The following is a 26,554-nucleotide window of genomic DNA, read 5'->3' as shown; positions in this document are numbered from 1 at the left end:
GGGGGTTGTTTTGTCTAGTGTAATTGATTTGGACGCGGCGGCGACGCAATCGGGTTTTGCTGACCTGGTTGGTTGCACTAAACAAGCGATTAATAAGCGTGTCGAAAAGGGGTTGCTTTCACGCGGTGGCACCTACCGTGAATGGTTGAAGGTTTATATAGATGATTTGCGTTCGGAGGCGGCTGGGCGGGGTGGTGATGCTCAGAAGACGCTTACTGAGCAGCGTATAGAGGAGTCAACCGAAAAGACGTTGGCGCTTCGTTTAGCGAATTTAAAAGAGATGGGAATCTTGGCTCCTGCAGAAGAGTTTGTGGCGGCTGCTAGTGTGTTTGCGAGAGAGGTTAACGGTGCGATTAGTGAGCTTGGTTCGGTTGTAAAAGCCAAGTTTCGATCTCAATTTGAAGATTTGGAATTTGAGGATGATCTCATCGACGAACCTGTGCGCTCTGCATCCAGACGCGTTGCAAAAAATGCGGAAAAACTTGGGGAGGATTTTCTTGCAGGTGGCGGAGGATATTAAGCCTAAGCCGCCCGTTAATACTGCTGAATGGTCGCAAAAATATTTACAGTTGCCGGAGGAGGTTGGTGCTTGTCAGCGTGAATTTTCGCTGGAGTATGGCCCCCACCTTTATGGGATTTTTGCGGCCTTCGATGATCCAAAAATCGAAGAAATATACTGCATGAAGGCGGCGCAGGTTTTGTGGACGACCGCATTACTGGCATACATATTTAAACGAATTTGCACGCAGGCGGGTGTTTTTCTTGGGATGTTTGCCAGTGAAAGTGCCGCGAAAAAATTTGCTCTTACAAAAATGAAGCCCGTTGGTTTGGCTACCAAGCCAGTAGCCGAGCGAATGAGTTTTAGTGGTTCGACTCGTGATGGTAATACAACGCTGCGAAAAGTGTTTGATGGTGGTTTTTTGGAGTTGTTTGGGTCGAATAGCCCAGGCAATGTAAAAAGCACCACAGCGAGTTTTGTTTTTGTTGAGGAGCCTGATGATGCTAACGAGGATGTTGGCAACCAAGGCGACTCGATTAAATTATTGTTTGAGAGAACAAAACGTTCGCCTGTGCCGCCAAAAAAAATACTGGGCGGAACGCCATCTCAAAAAGGTTTTTCGCGTGTTGATGAATATATTCGGTTGTCTGACCGCCGCGTATTACCTATTGGTTGCCACGAATGTAAGCAACTGCACGTTTTAGATTTTGAAAATGTTCACGGTTGGGAGGCTGATAGTGAGAGCGGTGAGCGCCATGAAATATTCGGCTTTAATCGTCCTGATTTGGCTGTCTATGTATGCCCGCACTGCGGTTCTCCGTGGGACGATTATCAGCGAAAGGAAAATATACGTGCAACAGTGGCCGCTGCAATGGCCGCAGGTGACCCGCTTTGTGGGTGGGTTGCAACTAAACCAACAACCACTGTTGCAGGGTTTACCTGTTTAAATGAATTGTACAGTTGTTTAAATGGGGTGGGTGTTCATTCGCTAGTAAAAGATTATTTAGAGGCTGAGTACTACGCATCGCGTGGCGACACATCAAAGCAAGTTGTTTTTATTAACTCCAAGCTTGGTCGTCCTTACGAGTATCAAGATGGGCGCGACAATGCAGAAACATTATTGGCGCACGCAAAAGAAGATTCGGAGTCGCAGCGAGCAGAAAAAGTTTGCCCTAGTGGTGGCTTAAAAATAACAGTTGGCATCGATGTGCAAGATAACCGTTTGGCTGTGCTTATACGCGCGCATGGTCGGGGGCGTCGCTCTTGGTTGATGTATGCCGATGAGATTTATGCAAAAGTCAGCACAACCAGTATTGATGATCCAGTGTGGGTAGAGTTGGATCGCATCGTGTTTGCAGCGTTTGAGCATGAAAGCGGTCGGTCGTTATATGCCGGTGCCATTTCTATTGACTCTGGTGGGCATGCTACTGACGCTGTATATGAGTGGGTAACAACGCGGCAAAAAAAATACCCGGCTGTAAAAATAATGGCGATTAAAGGTTCGAGTTCTCGAACAAATCCGCCTGTATTTTCGCCCCCTCCTGCGGGCAAAGTGCTTAATTTTCAAAACCCAGACAAGCTCACGAAAGCCGACCGAAAAAACGTCAAGCTTTACATGGTGGGCACAAACAAAGCAAAAGATTATTTGTCGGATCAGCTCAAGCTTAATGCTCGGGGTGAAGGGCGTTTCCATTTTTATCGCGCGAACGATTTGCGTGCAGATTATTTTGAGCAGTTGGTAGCCGAGGCCAAAGTCGCAGATAAAACTGGGCGTTTGGTGTGGAAGCAAAAACCGGGCTGTCCTTGTGAATTTTGGGATTGTGAGGTGTACGCAGAACATGCAGCGCGAGCGATAAAAATACACATCACAACCGATGCGGAATGGGACAAGATTGAAGTGGCCGTTACCCAATCCGATTTATTTAATGAGGCGGTGCCCTTGGTTCCGGCTAAAGATAATGCGCCACGGTACACCGTTAAAAAATCAACATTTAAAAGGCGAGATTAATGGCTGTAACTCAACAAGATATTAATGATCTTGAAAAGGCTATTTATAGCGGTGCGCGTAAAGCCAAGCGAGGAGATCGGGAAATTGAATACCGCGACCTTGGTGAGATGAGGCGAACCTTATCAGCCATGAAGTCTGAACTTAGCGGCAGTAAACCTAAGCCTTTAATGATGGGTTTTAATCGGGGTTACCAATGAGCTTTTTAGACAGGGCAATCCTTGCTCTTGATCCGCAGCGTGCGCAAAAGCGTCAGTATGCGCGCATGGTAACAGCGCGTTTGCAGGCGATGAGTGCGGCGGCTGGTTACGATGGCGCTGGTAAAGGGCGGCGTTGGTTTCGTGGTGCGGGTACAAGTCAAAATGCCGAAGGGCGTTTAAGTTTAAAGGCGCTGCGTGATGCTTCGCGCGAATTAGAGCGCAACAACCCGTATGTAGGTAATGCTGTTAATGCTATCGACACGTATACAGTTGGCACTGGCATCACACCTAAAGCTAAGCATGCCGATAAAAGCAAAAAAGCAAAAAGAAAAATTGCATTGGCCGATTCGCTTATGCGCGATTGGATGCAAAATCCAGAAATTGATTTTGATGGCCAATTAGATTTATTTGGTTTGCAGGGGGCAACCGCGCGAGGAGTGGCGCTAAGTGGCGAGGCGCTAATGCTTGGGCGCTTGTCAACTGACCGTCGCTTGTCAGTGCCGCTTCGTTTGCAACTGCTTGAGGGGGATTATTTAGACGATAGTAAAGACTCGGGCGTTTCGGATGGTGCTGGCAATATGCAGGGCATTCGGTTTTCGGGTGGTCGTCGTTCTGGGTACTGGTTATTTAATTCTCATCCGGGGGATAGGGCAGGGAAAAATTTAACATCACAGGTTGTAGATGCCGATTATGTTGCGCATGTTTACGAAATTTTAAGGCCTGGGCAACTGCGCGGTCTACCAAAAGGCTACAGCGTTTTTACTCGCATGAAAGGCATGGATGATTTTAATGATGCGTTTATCGAGTTACAGCGCATGGCCGCCTGTTTTGGTTTTGCGATTTATTCAGAGGATGGAACCGGTGGGGCAGCCGATCCGATCATTCCTGAAACCGCTGAACCGGGCTTTGCTGCGCGGCTAGCGGGCACAGATCGTATTGCGTTTAGTACGCCTCCTACCATTAGCGGGCAGGATTCTTTTGCAAAAAATCAAGAGCGATTAATGGCAACGGCCTACGAAGTTACCTACAGCGCGCTTACAGGCGATTATAGCGAGGGTAATTTTGCGGCCGAAAAAATGGCGGCTATTCGTATGCACCTGGCGGCATCGCGCCGCCGTCGCCGCATGTTAATGCCTATGCAGATTAAAAAAATTGAACGCTGGTGGTTAGAGGCTGCAGCGTTAAAAGGTTACGACCTTTCGGGTATTAGCTTTGCGTGGAGCCCCCCGCGAAAAGAAATTCTAGATCTTAAAAATGAGCTTCCAGCCATTATTCAAAAAATGCGGGCGGGCCTAGGTTCGTTGCAGGGAGAGTTGCGAGAGTGGGGTTTGGATGTTGAAACCGTATTGGCTGAAATTGCAGAAGATCGTGCGTTGGCTGAATCACTAAATATTATTTTAGATTCAGATTCCAACACAACAAACAAAAATGGTCAGTTGCAAGGCGTACCTCAAGAGGGTGCGTCCAACGATGACTTTACAGGTAAAAGTGGAGAGGATGATGCCGCATAAATATTTTGCGCAATTGGGTAAAAAAAATATTGCACTCAATGCGCACTGCTCAATTAATACCAAAGGTGAGTTATTAATTTACGGTGATGTTGGTGATTGGTGGGAAAGTTTGGATGCAAAAACCATTGTCTCCGAAATTGAAGCGTTAGAGGGTGGTGTGATTGTTGTTCGCATTAATTCTGATGGCGGCAATGTGATGGAAGGCTTGGCTATGTATCACGCGTTGCGCAGCAGTAATAAAAAAGTGATAACGCATATAGATGGTATTGCCGCCAGCATGGGGGGGGCTTTGTTTCTCGCGGGTGAAGAGCGTCACATACCGGCTAATGGTTTTTTTCATCTGCATAAGGTGAATACGGGCGCCTACGCTGTAGGTGGTAATGCTAACGACTTGCGCGATGCTGCCGAGCAGCTAGAGAGTATCGAGCGCGGTTATGTCAATATTTTAGCGCAGCGTTCCGGTCAAACGGTCGAGCAAATAGAAGATATTTTGGCCGATGGTAAAGATCATTTTTATATAGGCCAAGAAGCGGTAGATGCGGGTTTTGCTACCGCGTTATTTGATTATGAAATTCCTGTAGCGGCTAAATTGCACGTTGGTGAAAAAGTGCAAGCCGCGTTGTTGCAGCATAAAGAAAAAGTTTCACATACTGCGGCAGCCGCCGCACAAACACAAAAAGCGAAGAAGGGTAGCACTATGTTGTTCAATGTAAAATCCAAAAAAAATGGCGGCACATCGGCTGCAGTAGCGTTGCTAATTTCGGCAGCACTAGTGGCTGAATATACCGTTGCCGACGATGCTGTTAAAGGGTTGGCCGTAGAGGGTCTTACGGTTGATGTTTTATCGGGTGCGCAATCGGCCGATGATGAATTATTAAAAGTGGTTGCAGGCAAGTTGGGTGTTGATTGGGCTGAAGAGCGACCGGCGGCTGTTCCCACTCAGGCGGATGCTGTGCGCTTGGCGTCAATTGCTGCCGAAGCTAAATTGGATGCAACTGTGGTAAAGGGTTGGTTGGATAAAAATCTTAGCGTTGAAGATGCCAGTATGGATGCTATTAAGCAGGTGGCCGCTCGAAAAGAGAGTGGTATGCCTGCTGGTGGTGGGGTTCGTGTAGTGTCGTCGGGTAGTGATTTGAGTGCCGCCATGGTGCAAGCGATGTTGGTGCGGTCCAATCCTTCTGTTTATCAGCATACCGAGGCTTCGCGCGAATTTGCGTACAATTCATTAATGGAAATGGCAAAGGGCTATCTATCTGTAAAAGGTGAGCGTGTTAATGGTATTTCGCCAAACGATGTTATGGCCAAAGCATACAGTTCGGCCAGTGATTTTCCTTTAATGTTGGCTGATGTTGGTAATAAAGAAATGTTATCGGCATACAAGAAAAAATCGCGCAGTTTTACCAGTGTTGCCCGCCGTGCAAGTGTTACCGATTTTAAAGAACGTCATGTGCTTACCATGGGGGCTGGCTCTCAGTTGTCGAAAGTGGGTGAAAGTGGTGAATACAAAACGGGTAAATTCAGCGAAGCGGGTAATAGCTATTCGTTAGATAGTTTTGGTCGCATCTTTAAGTTCGGCCGTCGCCACATGATTAACGATGATTTGAATTCGCTTACGCAGTTTATGCAAAGCGTTGGCTCAAAAGCGGCGGCGTTAGAGCAAAAAATATTTTGGGATTTGTTTAAATCAACTCTCAAATACAACGGTTCAAGCCTATATGCCGCAAACAATAATACCCTGGTAAATGCTGGTGCCAGTGTAGAAGCTGCGTTGGCAAAAATGAAGCAGGCGATGCGTAAGCAAACAGATTTGGACGGTGAGCAGTTAGATTTGATCGGTGCGATTCTTATTGTAAGTGCGGAGCGTGAAGAAGAGGCGCTTAAGCAATTGGCGGCGGTGGCGGCCACGAAGGCGGCCGATGTGAATATTCACAGTAACAGCTTGTCGCTATTAGCAGAATCGCGGCTTGATGGTGTTACTAACAATCCGTTTTATTTGTTGGCGCCAGTTGATGAGGCTCCTGTGTTTGAATATGCGTATCTGCAAGGTGAAGAAAACCCACGGTTGGAAACGCAGTACGGTTTCGAGTCCGACGGCATGAGCCTTAAAATTGCACATGATTTTGGTGTGGGTTGTATTGGCGGTCGTGGCATTGTTAAAAATTCGGGTGTTGCATCCTAATTATTAGGGTTTAACGCGATTTAGGTTTTTTATATAAGGGGTCGCCACTGTGCGGCCTTTTTTGTTTTTTTAATTTAATTAAGGGGGATAGCACATGTTAAATCATGTACAGAAAGGCGATGTTCTAACGTTTACAGCCGCCGCAGATTTAAATGGTGGTGACGGTGTGTTGTTGGGTACTGCTGGTTTGTTTGGTGTGGTGCAAGCTGATGTTTTGTCGGGTGAGCAGGGTGAGGCTGTTGTGGTGGAGTGTTATACCCTGCCCAAAACCTCGGCTGATACCCCAGCAGCTTATGCTGCGGCTTATTGGGATGACGGCAATAGTCGTTTAACAACAGCGGCGTCGGATAACACTAAGATTGGTTATTTTCTTGAGGCCTATGGTGCCGGTACAACAGAAGCGTCTGTTCGGTTGTGTCCGTAAATGGTGGGGTTTAACGACCTTACAGCTTTGGGTTCTCGGCAGGCGTTCGGCCTGCTGGGGGCTGTGCTAGGTGTGTATCGTCGGGGTGCGAAAGTTGTACACGGTAATGCGCAAGCCGTGATCGACTTAGATTTTATTACGCCTGCAGAAAACGGCATGGGCGTTGTATCGCAGATACGTGCGGTTTTTTTAGTGGCTGAAGTGGGCGCGGTAAAAGTGGATGATGAATATATTCAGGCGGGGCAGCGTTATCGTATTGCCGCGTTAGATGGTAACGACGGCATAGAGGCTGCCGCGTTTGTGCGTAAATATTAATGGCCGATAAATTATCAAAACAAATAAAAAGGCGAGAAAAAAAATTAAATGCAATCGCTAAAAAAGAAGTGCCGCGCGCGGCGGCGAAAGCGTTAAACGATACCATAAAGATTGTGCGTACCAAGGTTGTGCGCGGTGTTGCTAAAAGTACAAAAATTCAAAGCAAGCATATACGTAAAAAAGTTTTTATCTCACGCGCCACGGCGCGAAAGCAAATAAGTAAGTTGTATGCCTATGCTCAGCCGGTTTCGGCAGTTAGCTTAATGCGCAGTGCAACACTGTTAAAAAATGTGCGTCGCGGTACTAATCGTAGAGGTGTGCGCGTCGCTGGGCGGCAATTTAATCGTGCGTTTATTAATGTGCGTCGTGCCAGTGGTCGATTTCAAGTTTATCGGCGAGAGGGTTTGGCGCGGTTGCCGTTAGAGGTTGTAAAAATTCCGCTTCAGCGTGAAGCGGAACGTGAAATGAAAGCGCATTCAGCAAAAGCAATGCAAACGGTGTTGCGAAAAAAATTATTGCATGAATTGCGCTATAGAACAAAAAAGTATACGAGGTAGTTATGTCGGCACGTAAGTCAGTACGAGATGCGATTAAGCGCGAGTTGGAGCGTGTTTATATTGGTGAAATATTTACAACGCGCCAGCCAGATTTAACCGACCTGCAAAATGCTGTGGTGGTGTCGTTGGTTCGCGGTGAGGTTGAGGATAAAGGTGTCGATGCTTTTTGCACGGCAGATCTTGAAATACACCTTTATTCGCGGCATAAATCCGATGATGAGCTGGATGTGTGGGCGAGTGAAATTTTACCCGCAATAACAGAGGGTAATTTTTCCGGTATTTTACAGGGTGTTTTTGCGGGGGATTGGGAGTACTCATCCGATGAAACCGGTCAATTTAGTAGTTTAGTTTTGCAATTTTCAGTTATTTATTCTGATTAATTAAAGAGAGGGTTAAGCGATGCCGTTTGCAACAGGTGTTACATTTGGCGCGGGTACTGTACTTGCGTTTGAAGATCCAGATACGCCGGATAGTTATGTTGGCTTGCCGAACGTGGTTGACATTGGTGAAGTGGGTGAAGTTAGCGATGCTAATGATGTGTCGGCGCTGGTTGATGAGACGGATATTTATTCGGCTGGGCCAGAAGCGGGAGCAGATTTAGAGTATTCATTTAACCATATTCCGTCGTTAGTGGATTACCAGGCGTTTATGGGTTTGGTTGATGCCAAGGAAACGGTAAAAATGCGCGTTACCTATAAAACAGGTGATGTGGCGACTGTTCCGGTGTTGATGTTGGGTAAAAAAATGGCGGCGGCGCAACGTAAAGAAAAAAACACAATGAAAGTTTACGCTAAGCAAAGCGGGAAATCTGTATGGACGGAGGCTAGTTAAAAATGGATTTTTTAAATAGAGTTGAGTTAGAGCCCGCTGTTATTCCTATTGAGGGGTTGTCCAGCCCGGTGCAGATTACGCGGTTCAGTTTTGACCATATGCGTGAGGTGTTATTGCCTAAAGTGGGCGAGCTAACGGTAGAAGAAGCGGCGTTGTATTTTGTGAATGATAAAAATTACAGTCATACGTCGGAAGACTTGGGTGCGCTCAGAAGTAAAATTGGTGCCGACCAGATTGTCCAAATTTATCAGGCGGGTATGCGGGTGAATGGTTGTGTGTCTGCAGGAGAAGACGACCCAAAAAAAAGCTGAGGCTGGATAGCGATTATCGTCTACGTGTAAAGCTGGCCATTCTGATGCGGTGCCCGCTCTATGCGGTAGGTAAAATTATTCCAGCCGAAGAGTGGCCGCAATGGCGAGAAATTTATCGGCAAATGCCGTGGGATTTTGAGGGTCAAGATTATTTGCATAGCCGCACGGCGGTGAATGTGATGGGCGCAACGGGTGGTCTTAAAGATGGTGTTCACGAGCGTAGTTTAATGCAGTGTGATCCGTTTGAAACGGGTGATTTATCGTTGCAAGAGTTTGAACGGCTGTCCGAGGTAGAGAGGGAGGTGTACGTGGGTTATGCAAAGTTAACCTGCGAACAGTATGCCCTGCTTACACCGGAACAAGCGGAGTGTTACGACCGTAAAATTGTCGAAAGTGCAAAAGCGAGAATGAGTTAATGGGCGCCCCAAAAAAAGTTATTGAAAGACTGGTAACCGAGCTTACGGTTGATGATGCAAAAATGCGTCGTAAGTTGCAGGCGAATGTGCAGGCAACAAAAAGCTGGCAAATGAGTATTAGCAAGCTTGCGGTTGCGGGGGCTGCCGGTTTGGCGGTTGGTGGTGTGGTTACGTTGCAGCGCAAGGTTATTGCTGCCACTATCGAGCAGGAGCGTGCGGTAAAGCAGTTGGAGCAGGGTTTAAAAACCACGGGTAGTCAAGTGGGTTTTACGTTGCAAGAGTTAACGCGGCACGCGGCTGAATTGCAGAATGTCACCTCTTTTGGTGATGAGCAATTTTTAAGTGCTCAATCGAAGCTGGCAACGTTTACGCGCATAACGGGTGATGAATTTTTACGTACCACAGAAGCAGCAGCCGATTTGGCTGTGCGCATGGAAACTGATTTAACGTCGGCAACGGTGCAGTTGGCTAAGGCGTTAAATGATCCTGTTGCGAATTTAGGGGCGTTGTCGCGGGCCGGTATTCAATTTTCCGATGATCAAAAGGCGGTTATTAAATCGTTATGGGAGTCGGGCAAATCGGCAGAAGCTCAGCGAGTTATTTTAAAGGAGTTAGAGGTACAGTTTGGTGGTTCGGCACGCGCTGCGCGCGATACCTTTGGGGGCGCATTAAAATCGTTAGGAAATGCTGCGGGTGATTTGTTAGAGGCCGATAATCTTGCCGGTGCAACCGATAATATCGAGCAGCTTACGCTTTTGTTGCAAGATGAAAAAACAAAAGAGGCGGCGGCTTCTTTGGCGAATGCGTTGGTTGGTGGTTTTGCTGCGGTCACTAAGGCGGTGACCGGCACTGTTGATGTTGTTCGGCACATGGCTGAAAGTTTGGCGGCCAAAGTTCATGGGCCTGCAATTGGTGATTTGGTACGTTTAGAGCAGCGGTATGAAAAGGTTGCTAAGGCTGTAGAAATTTTGCGCGGGGTTGCTGAGTCTCGTCCTAACGATAGGGGTGTAGCATCGCAGTTGGCCAATAGTGAGAAAGAGTTGGCGCTATTGCGTGAGCGTATTCGTTTGTCGAAAGAATTGGCGGCCCCAATAAAACCGCCAAAAGTTCAGCCGGGTTCTTCGGCTGTTGGTGGTGTGGTTTCTGGTGCGGGTGATGCGGGTTCTGGTGTTGGTGTGGTGGGCGAGTACGAAAAGCTTACCAAAACGTTAACCGATCAAATTGCCTTGTATAGTAAAACCACAGAAGCGGCGCGGCTGCGCTATCAATTGGAGAACGGTTTAATTGAAGGCTTGGTGCCCAAGCAAATTGATTTGTTAGTTGCCAAGCAGGCCGAGCTGGATAAGCTTGCGGGCAATGCAGAGTTGCTGGCCGGAATAGCATCGTTTGAAAGTGAGTTAAAAACCGAAGAGGAAAAGCTGGCTGAAACCTATGCGAATCGCCAGCAAATGCTACAAAGCGCACTCGATAACAAGTTAATTACCGAGGCGCGTTACGCCGATCTCTCGCAGAGGTTGCAGGAAAAGGCCGACGATGAGCGCCGTAAATCGCTGGCAAAGGGTATGGAATCCATGCTCGATATTGCTGGGGCTTATTACGATGGTGTCAATTCCAAAGAAGCGGGTCGCGCGCGCTTGGCGATTCAAATTGGTAAAACGCTGTTAGATGACGAAAAGCGAAATTCGATAAAAAAAATTGCTATTCACACGTATGAAACGGCGATAAAAGCGTACAAGTCAATGGCCGCTATACCGTATGTTGGGCCTGCGTTGGGTGTAATTGCGGCGGGGGCTGTGTTGGCAACGGGTGCTACCTATGGGGCGAAAGTGGCCGGTATTGCGCACGGTGGTTTAACCAATGTGCCAGAAGAAAGCACCTACGTTTTGCAGCGTAATGAGCGTGTGCTTAGCCCCAATCAAAACCGCGATTTTACCCGCTTTATTTCTGAGCGTAAAAAGTCTTCTGCTGGTGTTGTGGTGCATATTCACGAGGCGGCAGGCGTTAAAAATAGTGTGGAAAGTTACGAAGAAAATGGCCAGCAAGTGGTGGTTATTCGTCAGTTGGTGCGTGGTCTTGTGCATGATGAAATTGCTTTGCAGCAAGAGCCGGGTGGTTTGTTAAATTCTTATGCGGTGTAGTTTATGCCTTTGCAATCGTTCCCTCCTTTCGTGCCGCGTCGCGGCGTTAATCCTAGTATTGAATTTCGCACGCGGCGTGTGCAATTTGGTGATGGTTATAGTCAGCGTACACAAGATGGTTTAAATGCGCGGCGTACTGTTTGGCCACTTACGTTTGCGTTGCCGCACGCCGATATTGCGAGTGTGGTGGCTTTTTTGGATGAGCACGCGGGTGTAGAGCCGTTTTTGTGGGGGCCGCCCAATGTCGCCGCTACGCCTTATTTGTGTAAGGGTTATAGTGGCCCTAAAAAAATAGGGCCAACCCATTCAGAATTAACGTGTACTTTTGAGCGGGTATTTGATTTATGACGGTAGAGCGCATTATTCAGCAGAGCGTTTACGGTGCAAAAGTGCAGTTGTTAATTATTGATGCAACCGAGCTGGGGGGGCAGGTAATGCGTTTGGCTCCAGCGCCGTTTAATGGTGCTGCGGTGTCGTTTGATGGTGAGTTGTATGTGCCAATACCGCTAAAAATAAGCGGTTTAAGTTGGTCTGCCAAGGGCGGTATGCCGCGACCAGTGCTAGAAGTTTCGAATATTGAGGGGCAGTTTATTTCGGCTCTGTTGGCGTTGGACGATTGGGTGGGTGCAAAGGTAACGGTTATTGAGACCTTTGCCGATTTTTTAGATGCGGGGGCAACGCCCGACCCGGATCAACGGTTGCCCGATGAATTTTTTGTTATCGACCAGTTGCAGGAATGGAGCAACGTTAGTGTGCGTTGGCAGTTGTCGCCTATGCTCGATCAGCGTGGCGTTAAATTGCCGCGCAGGCAAATATTGCGTGATGTGTGTGTTGCGCGGTATCGGCGTTATGTTAGTAGCGAGTTTGATTATAGCCAGGCTACGTGCCCCTATGTTGGGGAGAATTATTTTGATGAGCAGAATGCCCCGTGCGCGGCGGTAGATGATAAGTGCTCGAAAACGTTGAGTGGTTGCCGGTTGCGTTTTGGTGAGCATGCAGAGTTGCCTTTTGATGGTTTCCCCGGTGCCGCGAGAGTGCGTGAAAATGGCTAGCGTAAATAATAAAGGTGAGTTTGATAGCGAGGCAATAAAAATTGCCATGGCTCATGCGCAGGCGTCGTACCCAAATGAAAGCGTTGGCTTTGTTACTAAGCAGGGTTATGTACCGCTAAAAAATGTTGCCAGTAATCCGCGCGCGTCGTTTTCGGTGGCGCGCCACCAAGTCAAAAAATACCGTGGCCAAGTGCTGGCGGTTATTCATTCCCATCCCGATGGCCCTTATTATCCCAGTGCATCCGATATGCGCGGGCAACTCGATTGGGGTGTGCCTTGGGGAATTATTTATGTTGAAAAAGGCTCCCCGGTGGAGCCTTTTTTTTGGGGTGATTCTCTTCCTATTGTGCCGCTTATTGGGCGGCCTTTTCAGCACGGCATTACCGACTGTTATAGCTATGTACGTGATTGGTTTCGTCTTAATCGTAATTTGCTGCTTGATGAGTTTCCGCGTGATTGGGATTGGTGGCAGGGCGGTCAAGACCTTTATACACAAAATTTTAAGTCGCAAGGTTTTTATGAGATTCAGTCTAGTGATGTGCAAAAAGGGGATTGTTTTTTGGCTCAGTTTGGGCGTAGTGCCGTTATTAATCATGCAGGTGTTTATGAGGGTGGCGGTTTAATTGGCCATCAAGTGGGGGATATTCGAGGTGGGTATAGCGAATCGCTTTTGTCGCGTCGTGGGCCGTTACATTTATGGAAAAGCAAAATAAGAATGTGGTTGCGCCATGATTAAAGTATTTTTTTACGGTGGCTTGGCCAAGTTGGTTGAGGGTGCTGTGCATGTAATAGATGTTAAGGCGCCGTTGGATGCGGTGTTGTTTTTGGAGTCTGTTTTGCCGGGCTTTAAAAAAGAATTTAGGGCGGGCCGTTATTTTTTGGCGCTCGAAAAAGATGCGCTACCCATTACTGAAAATTGTTTGCGTTTGGGGTTTGGCGGGCAGTCGCAATTGCATATCTTGCCGCAGGTGCAAGGGCGAAAAGCGGGGTATGATGCAGGTGCTATGGCGCCTAACGCAAGCGCGTACGAGGATAGAGAGGGTGATTTATCGGCTTTATTTAGTGGTGCGTTAAATACAACAGAGCAGGGTGTTTGTCGGCCGTTAATTTATGGTCGGGTGCGTGATGCGGGGTCGGCTGTTATTTCGGCCGGCATTAATAGTGAACAGGTAAGCTATAGTGGTTAGGGTTATTTTCGTATGCGTTTAGTCGGTGCAAAGGGTGGTAAAAGTGGCGGTGGTTCTGCGCGTGCAGCAGAGGAAGACCCCAACACGCTGCGTAGTGTGGCAACGGCTCGCATTATGGATTTTGTTTCGGAAGGCGAGATTGTAGGGTTAGTTGATGGTTTAAAGTCGGTTTTTTTTGACGGTGTACCTGTACAAAATGAGGATGGCAGTTTTAATTTTGATGGTGTGCAGGTAGATGAGCGCACGGGCGCCTTGTCGCAACCCTCTGTAGCAGGGTTTTCGGCCGTAGAGGGTGAGGTGGTAGTTGATCAAGAGGTGCTGCAGGCCGCTCCAGTGGAGCGCACGGTAACGGATGTTGATATAGATGCGGTGCGAGTAAAGTTGGTTATACCGGCGCTAACCAAACAAGATAAAGATGATGGTGATTTGCATGGTTACAGTGTGCAGGTTGCGGTAGATGTGCAAGCTAATGGTGGCGCTTGGGTAGAGGCGATAAAGGCCAAGATTCAGGGTAAGACTACGGCTGATTACGAGCGTCAGTTTAGGGTTGAAAAGCCTGTGGGTGGTGTGCCGTGGTTGTTTCGTTTGCGGCGGGTGTCGGATGATCATGGTGACGATGCGGCTATTCAGGATCAAACGTTTTTTTCCAGTTACACGGAAATTATCGACGCTAAGTTGAGTTACCCCAGCAGTGCGTACTACGCCGTTACTATTGATGCCGACCAGTTCGGCGATAAGGTGCCAAAGCGTAGTTATGATGTGCGCGGCTTGATTGTGCGGGTGCCCACGAATTACGACCCTCAAACGCGAGAGTACAGTGGTGTGTGGGATGGTACGTTTAAGCTTGCGTGGACAGATAACCCCGCGTGGGTGCTGTACGACCTTATTGCAAATGATCGTTACGGTTTGGGGGCGTACGTGGATGTGGCGCGCATTAATAAAGGGTCGCTGTATCAAATTGCCCAATACAATGATGAATTGGTCGATGACGGTATGGGTGGGCAGCAACCGCGTTACACGTTTAATGGGCAAATTCGCACGCAGGATGAGGCGTACACGCTATTGCGCAAAGTGGCCAGTGCGTTTCGTGCCGTTAATTATTACGGCAGTGGCACCATTAATTTTGCGCAAGATGCGCCTTCGGATGCAGTGGGCGTTGTGATGCCGGCCAATGTGGTTGAGGGTAAATTTCGTTATAGCAGTAAAAGTTTAAAGAGTCGCCCAACAGCGGTATTGACGACGTACAGCAACCCTGCTGATGGTGGGCGGCCCGCCATTGATATTTGGGAAGATTCGGATGCGGTTGCCCGTTTTGGTTGGCGACAAAAAGATATTGTTGCGTTTGGGTGTGACAGTGCGGGGCAGGCGCGCCGAGTGGGTCGTTTTGAAGTTGATGCGGGGCAGTCTGTTGCGCGCAGCGTGACGTATCGCTGTGGTTTGGATCAGTTATTTGTGCGTCCGGGCGATGTGATAGGAGTGCAAGACCCAATGGTGGCGGGGCTGCGCTTGGGGGGTCGTGTACGTTCTGTTGGCGGCTTGGTGTTGACGGTCGATAGTTTGCCTAGTGATTTGCCTCTGGCGTATAGCTATGTGCTGCGCTATGTGGGTGCAGATGGCGTGCTTAATGAGCGTGCTGTTGAGGGTGTTGATGTTGCTGCCGGAGAAATAACGGTTGATGAGGCCTTGGGGGATGTGGTTGTAGGGGCGATGTGGGTGTTGTCTGCTGCTGAGGTTGAGTTGCCCTTGTACCGCGTGCGTTCGTTGGTGCGTGGTGAGGGTGGTGAGTATTCGGTAGAGGCTGATTTTTACGACCCTAGTAAATATGCTCGTATAGAGCAGGGGTTGGTGTTTGATAACCCCGATTTTACTTTGCTGCCCGATGGGCCTATTTCTGTGCCTAGTAATCTTTCTTTTTATGAGGTCTTGTATCGTGATAATGCGGCGATTAAAACGGCGGTTACGGCCTCTGTTACTGCGCCGGATGATTCGCGTGTTGGGTATATCCAATTTCAATATGCGTTGGCCGATGAGGCAGGTTGGCAAAGTGGGCCGGTTGATTCGTCGCCGTTGCTGGAGTTGCGAGAGTTACGAGATGGTCAGCGTATACGGGTGCGCGCGCGGGCGGTGTCTCGGCTTGGTCAAAGAAGCCGCTGGCTGGGTGGTGACGTTTACGAGGTGCAAGGCAAGTTGGTGCCGCCTACGCTGCCAGCGTCGGTGCAGGCGGTTATTTTGCCAGAAGGTGGTGTGCGGCTAATTAAAGAGCCGTCGCCGGATGTGGACTATAAAGAAACGGTTTGGCGCTTGGGCGGTGATTATGAGTCGTCTGTTGAGTTGCACCGTAGTGCTGCCAGCGAGTACGTGTGGGCTCGCGTGGTGGCGGGTAGTTATACGTTGTGGGTGGTAGATTATGACACGGGCGGTCGTGCCAGTGAGCCTGTTTCTATAGCTGTTGATGTTGCTGCCCCAGCGCAGCCGGTTATCGTGCATCGTTTTGAGGGGGGCGATCTGGTGTTGGAATGGTCGCCGGTTGCGTCGAGTTTTGCGGTGCGACATTACACGCTGCGTTATGACGATGTTGTGCTTAGCGAGACGTTGGCAACGCATTTTCGTGCGCCGGTTAATTTTGAATCTGCGCGCACCTTTACGTTGATTGCAGAGGATGTTGCAGGTAATCGGAGTGCGGTGGCGAGCGTAGAGGTGCAGGTATCGCCGCCGGATCAGCCCTCGGTGGAGGCGGTGTTTAACGCTGGGCGGTTGGGGTTGAGTTGGGGTGATGTTGCCACGGATTTGCCTGTTGAGTATTACGTTGTGGATCGTGCTGGCGTTGAGGTTGAGCGTGTTGTGAGTACCGCTTGTTGGTTGTCGGTTAGCTGGGGTGGTTCGCAAACGCTTGGCGTTACGGCTGTGGATGTTGCGGGGCATGAGGGTGCGCGTGGTAGCGTGTCTGTTGCTGTTGTGCCGCCTAGCGCCCCTGTTGTCGCCTCTGTTTTGGAGGGGGCTAATATTCGTTTGAGTTGGTCGAGTGGTGCGGGGTCTTTGCCTGTAAGGCACTATGAGGTGTGGGTGGGTGGTGAGCTTATTGAAACGTTGAGTGCTGCAACGCTGTTGCTGCCTGTTACGTGGAGTAGTGTTAAAAATTTTGAGGTATTTGCGTTTGATACCGCAGGCAATACCAGTGATGCTGGGGTGTTGTCTGTAGCGGTTGGCGGGCCTTTGGTGCCGGAATTGTCGGCCGCTATAGAGGGTGGTTCGGTGCGGTTGAGTTGGTCGAATGGCGCGGGAGATTTGCCTGTAAAACACTATGAGGTGCTCTCGGAAGGGGTTGTGGTTGATCGCGTCAATGCAGAATCTTTATTGCTTGCAATTGGCTGGGTGGGTGCTCGGCAGTTTGCTGTGCGGTCTGTCGATACGGCGGGTAGTGTGAGTAATTTGGCTGTAGCGACGGTTGTTGTTAACCCGCCGTCACAGCCGTTAGTTGCTGCTGATTTTGAGGGGCGCGATCTTGTGCTGTCGTGGTCGTGCGAGGCGGGTTCTTTGCCTGTTAGTTATTTCGATATTAGCGATGGTGGTGTGGTTGTAGCGCAGGTGGATGCTACTGTTTTTACGCTGCCGGTTAATTGGGGTGCCAGCAAAACTTTTGGTGTTACCGCTGTTGATATTGCGGGTAACCGTGGTGTTGAAAGCGCGGTGGTGGTGGGTGTTGAGCCGCCAGCGTTGCTGGATGTTGGTTATGTTTTTGAAGCTGGGCGAGTGGTTTTTTTAATAGATGTTGGTGCTGGTAGTTTGCCGGTTGATCGTGTTGAGGTGTTTGATGGGGCAGTGTTGCTGGCGTCGGTGGCGGCTGATGGTTGGTCACTTGAAGTGGCGTGGCAGGGTTCGCGGGAGTTTAGTTTTCGTGCTGTTGATGCCGTGGGTAATGTTAGTGGTGTTGTTGTTGTACCCGTTAGCCCTGGGTTGCCTTTGTCGCCGGATATTGTTGGCGCGTTTGTTGATCGCAATATACGTTTGGCTTGGCCTGTTGGTGCGGGTGACTTGCCTGTTGCGTATTATGCGGTGCAAAACGGCGTGGAGTTGAGTCGTGTTACGCAGCCAAATTTTGTTGCTGAAGTGGGGTGGGTTGGTGCGCGTGAGATTAGTGTAACTCCGTATGATACGGCGGGTAATGCGGGCGCGGTTGGGCGTTATACCGTTGCCCCTGTGTCACCCTCTTCTGCGAGTATTGTGAGTGAGGTTATTGATAATAATGTGCTGTTTCGCTACGGCGCGAATGCCGGTAGTTTGCCGGTTGATCGTTACGAGTTAAAAAGGGGGGCCGAGTTGGATTCGGCTGTGCCTTTTGCGGTAAAGGCGGGCAATTCTACGTTTACCACATTATTTGAGAGTGCGGCGGGTATTTATACTTATTGGTTGGTGCCGGTCGATACTGCGGGTAATGAGGGGGATGCGGTTTCCACGGTTGCAACGGTTTCTCAGCCGCCCGATTATGTTTTGTTTGCCTATTTTTCGGAGCGTGAACAGGGGTGGGAGGGTACGTTTAGTGATGCGGTTTTAACGCAGGATAACACTATGCTTGCGCCTGTGGATGTGTCTGAAACGTGGCAGGATTATGTTGGTAATGGGTATGCCACTCTGCAGGCCGAGGTGGATGCAGGTTTTAATGTGTTTGCGTTGCCGGGTCCTAGCGTGGGTAGCTATGAGAAAGTTATAGATTACGGTGCGTTATTGGTCGGTAGTTTGATTACTGTTAGTGCATCGCCGGATTTGGTTAGTGGTACGTTGGGTGCCAGTGTGATCTTGAGTTATAGCATTGACGGTAGCACGTGGACAGATGGCGATGTTAACCAGTTGCAGGTGTACGGTAGTAATTTTCGTTATGTAAAAGTTCGGGGTGAATTTAGTGGTGACGGTGATGATCTTGTAGAAATACAAGATATTCAGGTGCGCCTAGATAGGAAATTGCGCAGTGATGCAGGGGGCGGGGTGGCTAACGCTTCCGATTCTGCTGGTACGCGTGTGTATTTTTCGACGCCTTTTATTGATGTGACATCCATTATTGTTTCACCTCGGGGTGTGCAGTCTATTGTGCCGGTTTATGATTTTTCTGATACGCCCAATCCAGAGTATTTTGATGTGTACTTGTTTAATAGTAATGGTGGTCGTGTGTCGGGTGATTTTAGTTGGTCGGCAAGTGGTTATTAATGTGGAGTTTTAGGAATGGTTGATTTTAGTAAGCCGGTGCTGGCGACGCCAAAAGTTGATGTGTTAAGTATTTTGAATGGCAAGATTCGGTCTGTTGCGCGCATGGTGTTTGACAGCGATAGTGGTGTTCCTGACGGGTGTGTGCGGTGGAGTGCTGCGAATAATCGTTTTGAGATTTGGAGCGAGGGTGGCGGTAGTTGGGGGCCGTTGGCGGTCACTTATAATATTAATGTGAGTACTTTTGCGGGGCAATCGTCATCGTATTATCGCAATGCTAATAACTTAAATGCGGGAGCGGTGCCCTTGGCGCGGTTGCCGAATGCCAGCACCGGTGCTAAGGGTGTGGTGCAGTTAAGTTCGTCTACAAGCAGTACGTCGAGCACGTTGGCGGCCACGCCTGCGGCGGTAAAGGCGGTAATGGATGCCTTGGGTGGCAAAGCGAACAGCTCCCACTCGCATGGTGTGGGTGACTTGCCGAGCGCCAGCACCAGTGCTAGGGGTGTGGTGCAGTTAAGTTCGTCTACAAGCAGTACGTCGAGCACGTTGGCGGCCACGCCTGCGGCGGTAAAGGCGGTAATGGATGCGCTGGGTGGCAAAGCGAACAGCTCGCACTCGCATAGCGTGGGTGACTTGCCGAGCGCTAGCACCAGTGCCAAGGGTGCGGTGCAGTTAAGTTCGTCTACGAGTAGTACGTCAACGACGCAAGCGGCTACGCCAAGCGCGGTAAAATCGGCTTATGATTTAGCGGCGAGTAAAGCGAACAGTTCGCACTCGCACAGCGCGGGCGACTTACCGAGTGCCAGCACCGGCGCCAAGGGTGCGGTGCAGTTAAATTCGTCTACGAGCAGTACGTCAACGTCGCAAGCGGCTACGCCAAGCGCAGTAAAATCAGCTTATGATTTAGCGGCGAGTAAAGCGAACAGTTCGCACTCGCACAGCACGGGTGACTTGCCGAGTGCCAGTACCGGCGCCAAGGGTGTAGTGCAGTTAAGTTCGTCTACAGGCAGTACGTCGAGCACGTTGGCGGCCACGCCTGCGGCGGTGAAGGCGGTGAATGATGCGTTAGGCGTTTTGGCTGGTACTGTGGGGGATATTGGGTCGGCTGTTGATGCTATTGCTGGGGGGCCGGTTTTTAAGCGTAAGCCTGAGTCTACGCCTCGAGCGTCTACTACGCTAACGGCCGATCCGCACTTGGCGAATTATTCGATGTCGGCCGGTTTCGTGTGGATTGATGGGTTGTTGCGTGTTGCTGCTGGCGCTACGGGTGTGCGTTTGCAGTTTTCGCACAGCGGCAATGTGGGCGATAGTGCTATGACATATACGGCGTTGGGTATGTCCTCCGAAGTTATTGATATTGAGCAGGTGTCTGCAACCTCTGTTGTTACTGTGACTTTGAATAATAGTTATTCTCATGTTGTGCTGGTCAAAGGTTGGATTTATTTGGCTGCGGCGGGTGATTTGCAGTTGAGGTGGGCGGCGAGTAGTGGTGCGACGACGACGCTCAGCTCTGGTGGTTATATTGCGGTGTCTGCCACGGGTTAATGGTTTTTTTTTAGTCGGTCGTTGTCTTTGCAGAATTGGTAAAAGTTTTCGAGGACGATTTGTATGTGTTGTCGTCCGTCGTCTGTTAGTTGTATTAGTAGCTCCCAGTGTTTTGGGCTGATTTGTGCGGGCGGTAATAGTGTTTGTTGGTCGTCCCAGCCATCGTAGAAAACCTCATTTGCGGTTACGTTTAGTGCCAGCATCCACGGTTGCAGTATGCGGGTGGATATTTCGAGTAGTCCATTTTCCATTCGGCTTAATTTTGAGGCTGAAATCCGCAGGGGTTTCTCGCCTGTATAGCGCCGTTCAATTTTGTAAATTGTTGCCTTTAGCGATAGTTTTTGCCGCATTCGTTCTGTACGTAGAAATTCGTGTGGTGTTTTCATTTTGTGTGTAGGTTTGGGGTTTGCAGAATATGCAAAACTATTTATCTATATATTGCAGTATTGGCAAAAGTGCGGTGTTTTGCTTGTTGTTTTTAGCGTCAATGGCTATTAATATTTTTTTTTCGCTGCTAAGCGGTCTTAGCGCAGGATAGTGTAGGGGTTTTCAGGAGAGAGGCGGGTGGCAAATAGTTGTATGTCAATGGAGTTGGCGGGCGAGCGGTTTGAGTTGCGGTTAAGTGGCGAGAGTCGGTTGATTTTGTGTCGCGCGGGGGTTTTGTTTTGTGTCGCAGGGCGGGAGCCGCAGTGGTTTTCGCGTGAGCGTTTTTGTTGCTTGTTGCGAGCGGTTGAGCGTGAGCGAGCGGTTGTTTTTGTCGGCTAGTTAGTTGTTTGTGTTTCAATAAACTCGCGCAGCAAGTTTTTTTTGTGCAGAAATTGCAAAAGTTCTGTAGCGCGCACTGCTGCCGCCGGCGGTTTGTGTTCGCCGCGCTCCCATTTTGCTAGTGTCATGCGGTGAACGTTTAGGGCTGCGGCCATTTCGTCACGCTCTAATTCGAGCGATTCGCGGGCTAGGGTTGTTTGGGTTTTTTCTGTCATTTTTTATCTCAAAAAGCCCCTGGCGGGGCTTGGGTGTTGGTGTCGCTGCGGCTTAATCAAAAATCCAGGAGAATGGGCCGTCTTTTAACGCTTGAACAAGGCCGGCCCCGGTGAGATGTTGATTGTCGTGTTGATCAATAAATGACTCTAGTTTGTCTGCACCGTCGAAAGTTTTCCAAAACTTTCTGGGTAGATCACTGTTCATTTTTGTGGGTCTAATTGTAGCGCTGCCGTTTTTGTTTTCGTAAATATCAAAACCGATACCGTTTACTGCGCACTTGCCAATTGATCGAATAAATTTGCTCATGTTAGTCACCTTTCAATTCGTGATTTACCTGTCGGCGTTATTGCCTCCAGTGATTACAATTATACGCTAGAACCGGATCGGTTCAAGTGTTTATCCTTTATTTGTTGATTCTTGCGCCTGTTTTTTCGACCCTCGCACAAAAGTGGGGGGTAAATATTTGTAGTGGTAGCGCCGCTCGCCTTCGCGTGGGCCGCTCCAAAAGCCATGCCAGTGCGCGCGGCGCAGGTGTGGCGATTTTGCCCCGCCTTCGTTCGTGTGCTCCTTCGCTAAATTTTCCCCAATTTTCTCGCCGACTTTCCAAATGCGTGGTTTTTTCGCGGGAAATAATTGCCAGCCGCGTTTTGTTTTTTTTGGCCTGGGTCTTTGTGGGGTTGCGTTCGGCTCTTTGTCGTTGTCAATTTCTGGCTCGTCGCTGCAAATGTAGAGTAATAGCGAGATTAGGCCGTAAACATCGGCAGCGATGGGGGTTGTGATGTCGCCAATATTGGGCGCTCCAAAATCTTGCGATTGTTGTATTGCGCGGTCGATGCCTTCGGTAATTGTCCATGGGCCCATATGGATGGGCAGAGGGGTTAGCGCGGTTTCGGTGTCGAGCAATAGCCGTAATTCGGGCGTTTTTTTGTTTATGTCAAATTCGAGGCTGGCAAAAAAACCGTGTAGCGTATCGCCTAACCATTTTTTTTGGGGCGTCTCGATGTAGAGGCACCACTCTGGCAGCCGGTGCAAAACATCACACGGCATGTCACCGCTGGGAATCGTTTCGGCAATTGCGGCTAGTGCGTGCTCGTTGAATGTGTAAACGCCTTGGCTGTAACGCCATGTCCCCAGCGCCGCGAGACGCGAAACATCGGGCAGTAAATGGGCTGGCATGTTGCCGCCCTCGCTCACAATTGCGTACCAGGCGGCGAACGGCAGAAAGCACCAGTTGGGCCAGTCTGGCAGGTCGCGGCCTTTGCTGCTGCGGAATGTTTCGATTTGTTTCCACGCGTTCGGGTAGAGTTTTGCGGCCGCATTTAGGTGGTTGAGTGGTCGAGGTTGCATTTCGGTTCTCCTTTCGTTTCGAGAATAAAAAGCCCCTTGCGGGGGCTTGGGTAAAAAAATCGGTTGTTATGCAGGCTCTACATCAATGTAGGTGGTTTTCGTTATCATATTGTAGCCGCCGGTTGAGCAGGGTTTTCCAATCTGTCCAAATTTTCTAGTTTCGTTGCTGATCTCACTATTCTCGAACCATTCCGCGTTTTTTCCATAACGCTCTTTTACTGCCCGGGTGATTGCGGTATCCACGCAATCAGTTTTTCTAGTTTTTGCGTTCTCGGAATCTTCAAATTGTGTTGTTTTCAATTTCGTTCACCTTTCAATTCGTGATTTACCTGTCGGCGTTATTGCCTCCAGTGATTACAATTATACGCTAGAACCGGATCGGTTCAAGCGTATGTTTTCGGTTTGTTGAGTTTGGCGCCTGTTTTTTTGGTTGTGGCTTGTGTGGGCTTTAGCTTCTGATGTTGGGAAACCGGTCGGGCTTAATGTTGAGTAAAACCAATAAAAACAAGGGGTTGTGTTTCTCTACTGTCCAGTCTGGGGGTGTGGTGGTCGTCGGTTCAAATCCGGCCACTCCGACCAATTAAACAAAAAAGGCCACCCTAATGGGTGGCCTTTTTTGTTTAACCGGCAGAAGTGAGGGACTTTCGTTCTTAGACCTCGGGTCACTAATTCGTCGGGAACGAATTTGGGCGCCCTTCAGGGCGGGCGAAGCCCGAGGCGCAGGACGCGCCGAGTCAATTCCGGCCACTCCGACCAATTCCCCAGCCTTGCGGGGTTAGCGGTTACTAAGCGTAGAAAAACCGTAGAAAAACCCCGTAGAAAAACTCTTTCTCTAAAACTTCCCGCCGATCATACCTTCAGCCAATACCACTTCTACTGCATCGTGTTTTAGTTCGTGCTCTGCCAAATATTGTAACGTTTGTGCTTCGTCGCTATGGGCCATTGCTAGCTGAATTTGGCTTGTTTGGTAGCCGGCGGTTGTTTCTGTCGCGTCGGCGAGTGATCGAATCTCGTGGAATGTAGGGGGTGTTTTGTTCTCTGATATGTCGTTCCATATGTTCGTTGCGTTACGTGCAGCCCGAAACTGCTCAGCGAATCTTTCTTTTGTCATCTGGCCTTTATGTTGCTTTATGTTGATTTAGGAGGCTGCGGTAGTTGCGGCCTCTGTTGATGAGCTCGTGGAGTAGCTTGTAAGGCCCAGCGCAGACGCGCGCTTGCCGTAGCCCCCGAGGCTGCGAGCGATCTGCCTGTGACTGAGCTTTGCCTCAAGCTTAAGGCGAAGAATTCCTTTGATATGTCGCATTGATAATCTTGTGTTTGGCATCGTCGTCCCAGTGCAAAAATGGCAACGATAACGTGCATGACAGGATAAATTTCAATGCATGAAATGAGGTGGTAAGTGATGGTGGTCAACCATTGCGATAACTGTCGAAAAGTGATCACTTTCAATCGCAATGACTGATCAGGTTGAATCGCAACGCGGGATCAGCTTGGGTCGGAATACGCATCAATATTGGCTGCTTTGAGTATGTTTCTCCAAGCAGTGGTTACGTTGTTTAATCGGTCTAAATTTACTTGCAGCGGAAGGGTTAGGCGTTTTTCAATCGCTCTAGGAATTGCTGATACCCCTTTTGTTGCCCTTCGTTGTTGTGCCATGTTTCAAGCGATTTGAAGTTAATGGGGTGAGCTTTTGCAACTAAAACGGCTTGCTCAAGGCTCTGTTTATCTCGGAAGTAGTAATAGTTAGCTAGGCGATCTTTTACGCAGTCGGTTGGGGTGAGCAGTCGTAATGTGCCTTGATCTGTTGTAATGAAGTGTACGGCTGTCGAAGGGATGTGCTCATCGCCAACGGTCAGCGGAGCAGAAGGGAATTCTACCGTTAATTCGGTATCTGGGTGTACAAAGTGTCGGCTATTCTTTGGCTGATTTTCAAAGCCAAGGGTGTGAATGGCGTTTGCAATTTGTCGGTTGCTTTTTAGGCTGATATCGATGAAGTCCAAGTCCTTGGAAACGTACTTTTCGGAAGAATAGATAGACACACATGAGCCTCCCGACAGCACAACATCGATGTCTTTGGCCCTAAGTTCCGCTGCAATGAGTGCGGCCTATTCTAAGCGAGACAATCCTTTTAGGTTTTTCATAGTGGCTTGTCTTTTTTGCGTGGCCGTCGTCGATCGTAGAGCAGTGTTTCTTGTAGGGCTTCGGGAGCCATCGTTAGAGATTTCTCAATAAGCGCTTTTAGTTCAGGCACAAAAGGGTAGCGCGGGTTGTACTTATACAACCGCGTTCTGCCTATTTTCTCGTTAATGAGTAAGCCGTCCCGTTCCAGTCGATCCAGTTGCTTTTGAATTGGGCTTAGATCCGTTGAGAAAGCTTTTGCTATTTCGGCTGCATACCCCGACTCACGAGCGGTGATAAACATCAACACCCGTTCTGCGCTGGTAGAGCCAACGATTGCTTCTATCATAAATAACCTACTATCAAGGTGATAAAACCTACAATATAGGTTTATATACCTACTTTGTAGGTATGTCTATAGGTGGGTGGTTATTTAATCATATTGATGCGTCACCCAATCAGGGCCACTGCATCCAGAAATAATCGGACACCCATGTTAACGGTAACCGGAAGTCGCTTAATAGTTTTAAAATTGCTGTTAGTAAACTCTGGTTGGTTGAGTAGGATATGGGAAATAATCGGACACCCATGTTAATGACCCGAAATGAAATAATCGGACACGGTGGGGAAATTTTCGATGGAGAAAAATATGAGAAAAAACTCGACTATGGTGATTTTTGTTATGATTGCTGGCATGGATACGAAATCAATATTCGGAAATATTAACTTAGTTGAGGTAATATTTACGTCCGCAGCCTACTTTTTATTTTTGGCTGGGTTTATCATTACTTCAAATATATGGGGAAAATATAACAAGCCACTAATCTGCATTTTTTCGTTCCGAATTTTGTGTTTGATAACACAAAATTATCCACTTAAAAAATGCAGATTAGTGGGGCGTTCGGCTAAAGTAGGAAGCTGTTAATGACTAAAGTAGCATTAGTGACTGGGGCAGGAAGAGGTATAGGTGCGGCAACTGCAATTCAACTTGCTAGTGAAGGGTATTCAGTTTGTATAAATTACCTTTCCGATAAAAGATCAGCCTCAAGTATCGTTTCAAAAATTGAGAGATCTGGTGGTATCGCTTTAGCCGTTCAAGCTGATGTATCGGAAGAGAATGAAGTTGAGGGTCTCTTCAGTATGATTGACACTAGGTTAGGGCCCATCAATCTCCTTATTAATAATGCTGGAATACTATTTGCTCAAACGGATATCGAGGGCATGACTGCTGAAAGAATTAACAGCACACTCAAAACTAATGTCACTGGTTATTTTCTGTGTTGTAGGGAAGCGGTAAAGAGGATGTCTCATAAACATGGAGGTAGTGGTGGGGTCATAGTGAATGTTTCATCGGCCGCTTCCCGTATTGGCTCGGCACATGAATATATTGACTATGCTGCATCAAAGGGTGCAGTGGATTCGTTAACCATTGGGCTTGCTATGGAGGTTGCAGATCAGGGTATACGTGTTAATGGTGTTCGACCCGGACTCATTTATACAGAAATGCATGGAAGTGGCGGTGAACCTAATAGAGTTGATCGCCTGAAAAGTAATTTACCACTGAAGCGTGGTGGAAAGCCTGAGGATGTCGCGGAAGCAATATCTTGGTTGTCGTCTATAAAATCGAGCTATACAACTGGTTCTTTTATCGAGATCTCTGGCGGCCGGTAATGCCGAACAAAGCGTTCAACCTCGTTCGCAATAACATGCTCACTGGAACCGACCTATTTTTGGAAAATCTT

The 26,554-nt window shown here is 48.7% G+C and carries 29 protein-coding genes; 21 read left to right on the top strand and 8 right to left on the bottom strand.

The features are described from left to right. Positions 1–10 precede the first annotated feature (10 nt). From H5647_RS17260 to H5647_RS17170, 19 genes are all read left to right on the top strand, one after another. Positions 11–520 carry a hypothetical protein gene (locus tag H5647_RS17260; protein WP_162926432.1) on the top strand — a complete coding sequence of 170 codons (510 nt, stop codon included), beginning with the start codon at positions 11–13 and terminating at the stop codon, positions 518–520. Next, the gene (locus tag H5647_RS17255; RefSeq protein ID WP_052692147.1) at positions 504–2,507 is read left to right on the top strand and encodes a terminase gpA endonuclease subunit; all 2,004 of its coding nucleotides are present in this window, start codon (positions 504–506) and stop codon (positions 2,505–2,507) included. Before H5647_RS17260 ends, H5647_RS17255 begins: the two co-directional genes overlap by 17 nt. Beyond that, positions 2,507–2,704 carry a phage head-tail joining protein gene (locus H5647_RS17250; RefSeq protein ID WP_045860322.1) on the top strand — a complete coding sequence of 66 codons (198 nt, stop codon included), beginning with the start codon at positions 2,507–2,509 and terminating at the stop codon, positions 2,702–2,704. Before H5647_RS17255 ends, H5647_RS17250 begins: the two co-directional genes overlap by 1 nt. Next, positions 2,701–4,215, top strand: a complete 1,515-nt coding sequence (locus H5647_RS17245; RefSeq protein WP_045860320.1) for a phage portal protein — start codon at positions 2,701–2,703, stop codon at positions 4,213–4,215. The genes H5647_RS17250 and H5647_RS17245 overlap by 4 nt, the downstream gene beginning before the upstream one ends. Then, positions 4,175–6,394: a head maturation protease, ClpP-related gene (locus H5647_RS17240; protein WP_162926431.1), complete on the top strand. Its 2,220-nt coding sequence runs from the start codon at positions 4,175–4,177 to the stop codon at positions 6,392–6,394. Before H5647_RS17245 ends, H5647_RS17240 begins: the two co-directional genes overlap by 41 nt. A 94-nt stretch (positions 6,395–6,488) precedes the next feature. Continuing rightward, positions 6,489–6,818: a DUF2190 family protein gene (locus H5647_RS17235; RefSeq protein ID WP_045860316.1), complete on the top strand. Its 330-nt coding sequence runs from the start codon at positions 6,489–6,491 to the stop codon at positions 6,816–6,818. Next, entirely contained in the window at positions 6,819–7,133 is a 315-nt protein-coding gene (locus H5647_RS17230) for a hypothetical protein (protein ID WP_045860313.1), read from the top strand. Beyond that, entirely contained in the window at positions 7,133–7,690 is a 558-nt protein-coding gene (locus tag H5647_RS17225) for a phage tail protein (protein WP_045860311.1), read from the top strand. Before H5647_RS17230 ends, H5647_RS17225 begins: the two co-directional genes overlap by 1 nt. 2 nt (positions 7,691–7,692) lie before the next feature. Continuing rightward, the gene (locus H5647_RS17220) at positions 7,693–8,070 is read left to right on the top strand and encodes a hypothetical protein (RefSeq protein ID WP_045860310.1); all 378 of its coding nucleotides are present in this window, start codon (positions 7,693–7,695) and stop codon (positions 8,068–8,070) included. A 19-nt stretch (positions 8,071–8,089) separates the two neighbouring features. After that, positions 8,090–8,521, top strand: a complete 432-nt coding sequence (locus tag H5647_RS17215; RefSeq protein WP_045860308.1) for a hypothetical protein — start codon at positions 8,090–8,092, stop codon at positions 8,519–8,521. A gap of 2 nt (positions 8,522–8,523) precedes the next feature. After that, positions 8,524–8,832 (top strand): hypothetical protein, encoded by a 309-nt coding sequence (locus tag H5647_RS17210; protein ID WP_045860307.1) that lies wholly within the window; start codon positions 8,524–8,526, stop codon positions 8,830–8,832. A 44-nt stretch (positions 8,833–8,876) separates the two neighbouring features. Next, entirely contained in the window at positions 8,877–9,248 is a 372-nt protein-coding gene (locus H5647_RS17205; protein WP_045860305.1) for a hypothetical protein, read from the top strand. After that, a complete protein-coding gene (locus H5647_RS17200) occupies positions 9,248–11,386 on the top strand; it encodes a hypothetical protein (protein WP_045860304.1) in 2,139 nt (712 codons plus the stop codon). The genes H5647_RS17205 and H5647_RS17200 overlap by 1 nt, the downstream gene beginning before the upstream one ends. Positions 11,387–11,389: 3 nt before the next feature. Further along, positions 11,390–11,734 (top strand): phage tail protein, encoded by a 345-nt coding sequence (locus tag H5647_RS17195; protein ID WP_045860302.1) that lies wholly within the window; start codon positions 11,390–11,392, stop codon positions 11,732–11,734. Beyond that, positions 11,731–12,438 (top strand): phage minor tail protein L, encoded by a 708-nt coding sequence (locus H5647_RS17190; RefSeq protein WP_045860300.1) that lies wholly within the window; start codon positions 11,731–11,733, stop codon positions 12,436–12,438. Before H5647_RS17195 ends, H5647_RS17190 begins: the two co-directional genes overlap by 4 nt. Beyond that, positions 12,431–13,174, top strand: coding sequence for a Mov34/MPN/PAD-1 family protein (locus H5647_RS17185; RefSeq protein WP_052692146.1), 744 nt, complete (start codon positions 12,431–12,433; stop codon positions 13,172–13,174). The genes H5647_RS17190 and H5647_RS17185 overlap by 8 nt, the downstream gene beginning before the upstream one ends. Next, positions 13,167–13,625 carry a tail assembly protein gene (locus tag H5647_RS17180; protein ID WP_045860298.1) on the top strand — a complete coding sequence of 153 codons (459 nt, stop codon included), beginning with the start codon at positions 13,167–13,169 and terminating at the stop codon, positions 13,623–13,625. The genes H5647_RS17185 and H5647_RS17180 overlap by 8 nt, the downstream gene beginning before the upstream one ends. 12 nt (positions 13,626–13,637) lie before the next feature. Next, a complete protein-coding gene (gene gpJ / locus H5647_RS17175) occupies positions 13,638–18,824 on the top strand; it encodes a TipJ family phage tail tip protein (RefSeq protein ID WP_052692143.1) in 5,187 nt (1,728 codons plus the stop codon). A gap of 15 nt (positions 18,825–18,839) precedes the next feature. Continuing rightward, positions 18,840–20,366 (top strand): tail fiber protein, encoded by a 1,527-nt coding sequence (locus H5647_RS17170; protein WP_052692141.1) that lies wholly within the window; start codon positions 18,840–18,842, stop codon positions 20,364–20,366. Here the strand turns inward: H5647_RS17170 and H5647_RS17165 are convergent. From H5647_RS17165 to H5647_RS17130, 8 genes are all read right to left on the bottom strand, one after another. Next, a complete protein-coding gene (locus H5647_RS17165; RefSeq protein WP_045860296.1) occupies positions 20,363–20,752 on the bottom strand; it encodes a transcriptional regulator in 390 nt (129 codons plus the stop codon). The genes H5647_RS17170 and H5647_RS17165 overlap by 4 nt on opposite strands. A gap of 375 nt (positions 20,753–21,127) precedes the next feature. Next, positions 21,128–21,346, bottom strand: a complete 219-nt coding sequence (locus tag H5647_RS17160; RefSeq protein ID WP_045860292.1) for a helix-turn-helix domain-containing protein — start codon at positions 21,344–21,346, stop codon at positions 21,128–21,130. 52 nt (positions 21,347–21,398) lie between these two features. Continuing rightward, entirely contained in the window at positions 21,399–21,653 is a 255-nt protein-coding gene (locus tag H5647_RS17155) for a hypothetical protein (RefSeq protein ID WP_045860290.1), read from the bottom strand. 90 nt (positions 21,654–21,743) lie between these two features. Next, complete coding sequence (locus H5647_RS17150; protein WP_045860289.1) at positions 21,744–22,694, bottom strand: AcrVA2 family anti-CRISPR protein; 951 nt, start codon at positions 22,692–22,694, stop codon at positions 21,744–21,746. A 66-nt stretch (positions 22,695–22,760) separates the two neighbouring features. Beyond that, positions 22,761–22,994: a hypothetical protein gene (locus tag H5647_RS17145; RefSeq protein ID WP_045860287.1), complete on the bottom strand. Its 234-nt coding sequence runs from the start codon at positions 22,992–22,994 to the stop codon at positions 22,761–22,763. Between the two features lie 532 nt (positions 22,995–23,526). Beyond that, complete coding sequence (locus H5647_RS17140; RefSeq protein ID WP_052692139.1) at positions 23,527–23,805, bottom strand: site-specific integrase; 279 nt, start codon at positions 23,803–23,805, stop codon at positions 23,527–23,529. A 478-nt stretch (positions 23,806–24,283) separates the two neighbouring features. Continuing rightward, positions 24,284–24,733: a hypothetical protein gene (locus tag H5647_RS17135; RefSeq protein WP_236074954.1), complete on the bottom strand. Its 450-nt coding sequence runs from the start codon at positions 24,731–24,733 to the stop codon at positions 24,284–24,286. A gap of 98 nt (positions 24,734–24,831) precedes the next feature. Then, positions 24,832–25,161 carry a winged helix-turn-helix domain-containing protein gene (locus H5647_RS17130; RefSeq protein ID WP_045860285.1) on the bottom strand — a complete coding sequence of 110 codons (330 nt, stop codon included), beginning with the start codon at positions 25,159–25,161 and terminating at the stop codon, positions 24,832–24,834. 218 nt (positions 25,162–25,379) lie between these two features. Here H5647_RS17130 and H5647_RS17125 point away from each other — a divergent pair, with 218 nt between their 5' ends. Next, positions 25,380–25,538 (top strand): hypothetical protein, encoded by a 159-nt coding sequence (locus H5647_RS17125; RefSeq protein ID WP_200911600.1) that lies wholly within the window; start codon positions 25,380–25,382, stop codon positions 25,536–25,538. Between the two features lie 198 nt (positions 25,539–25,736). Beyond that, positions 25,737–26,483, top strand: coding sequence for an SDR family oxidoreductase (locus H5647_RS17120; protein ID WP_045860281.1), 747 nt, complete (start codon positions 25,737–25,739; stop codon positions 26,481–26,483). The last annotated feature ends 71 nt before the right edge of the window (positions 26,484–26,554 follow it).

The sequence above is a fragment of the Teredinibacter purpureus genome, from assembly GCF_014217335.1.
Lineage (GTDB): Bacteria > Pseudomonadota > Gammaproteobacteria > Pseudomonadales > Cellvibrionaceae > Teredinibacter > Teredinibacter purpureus.
This window is presented reverse-complemented; position numbering and strand designations above follow the sequence as displayed.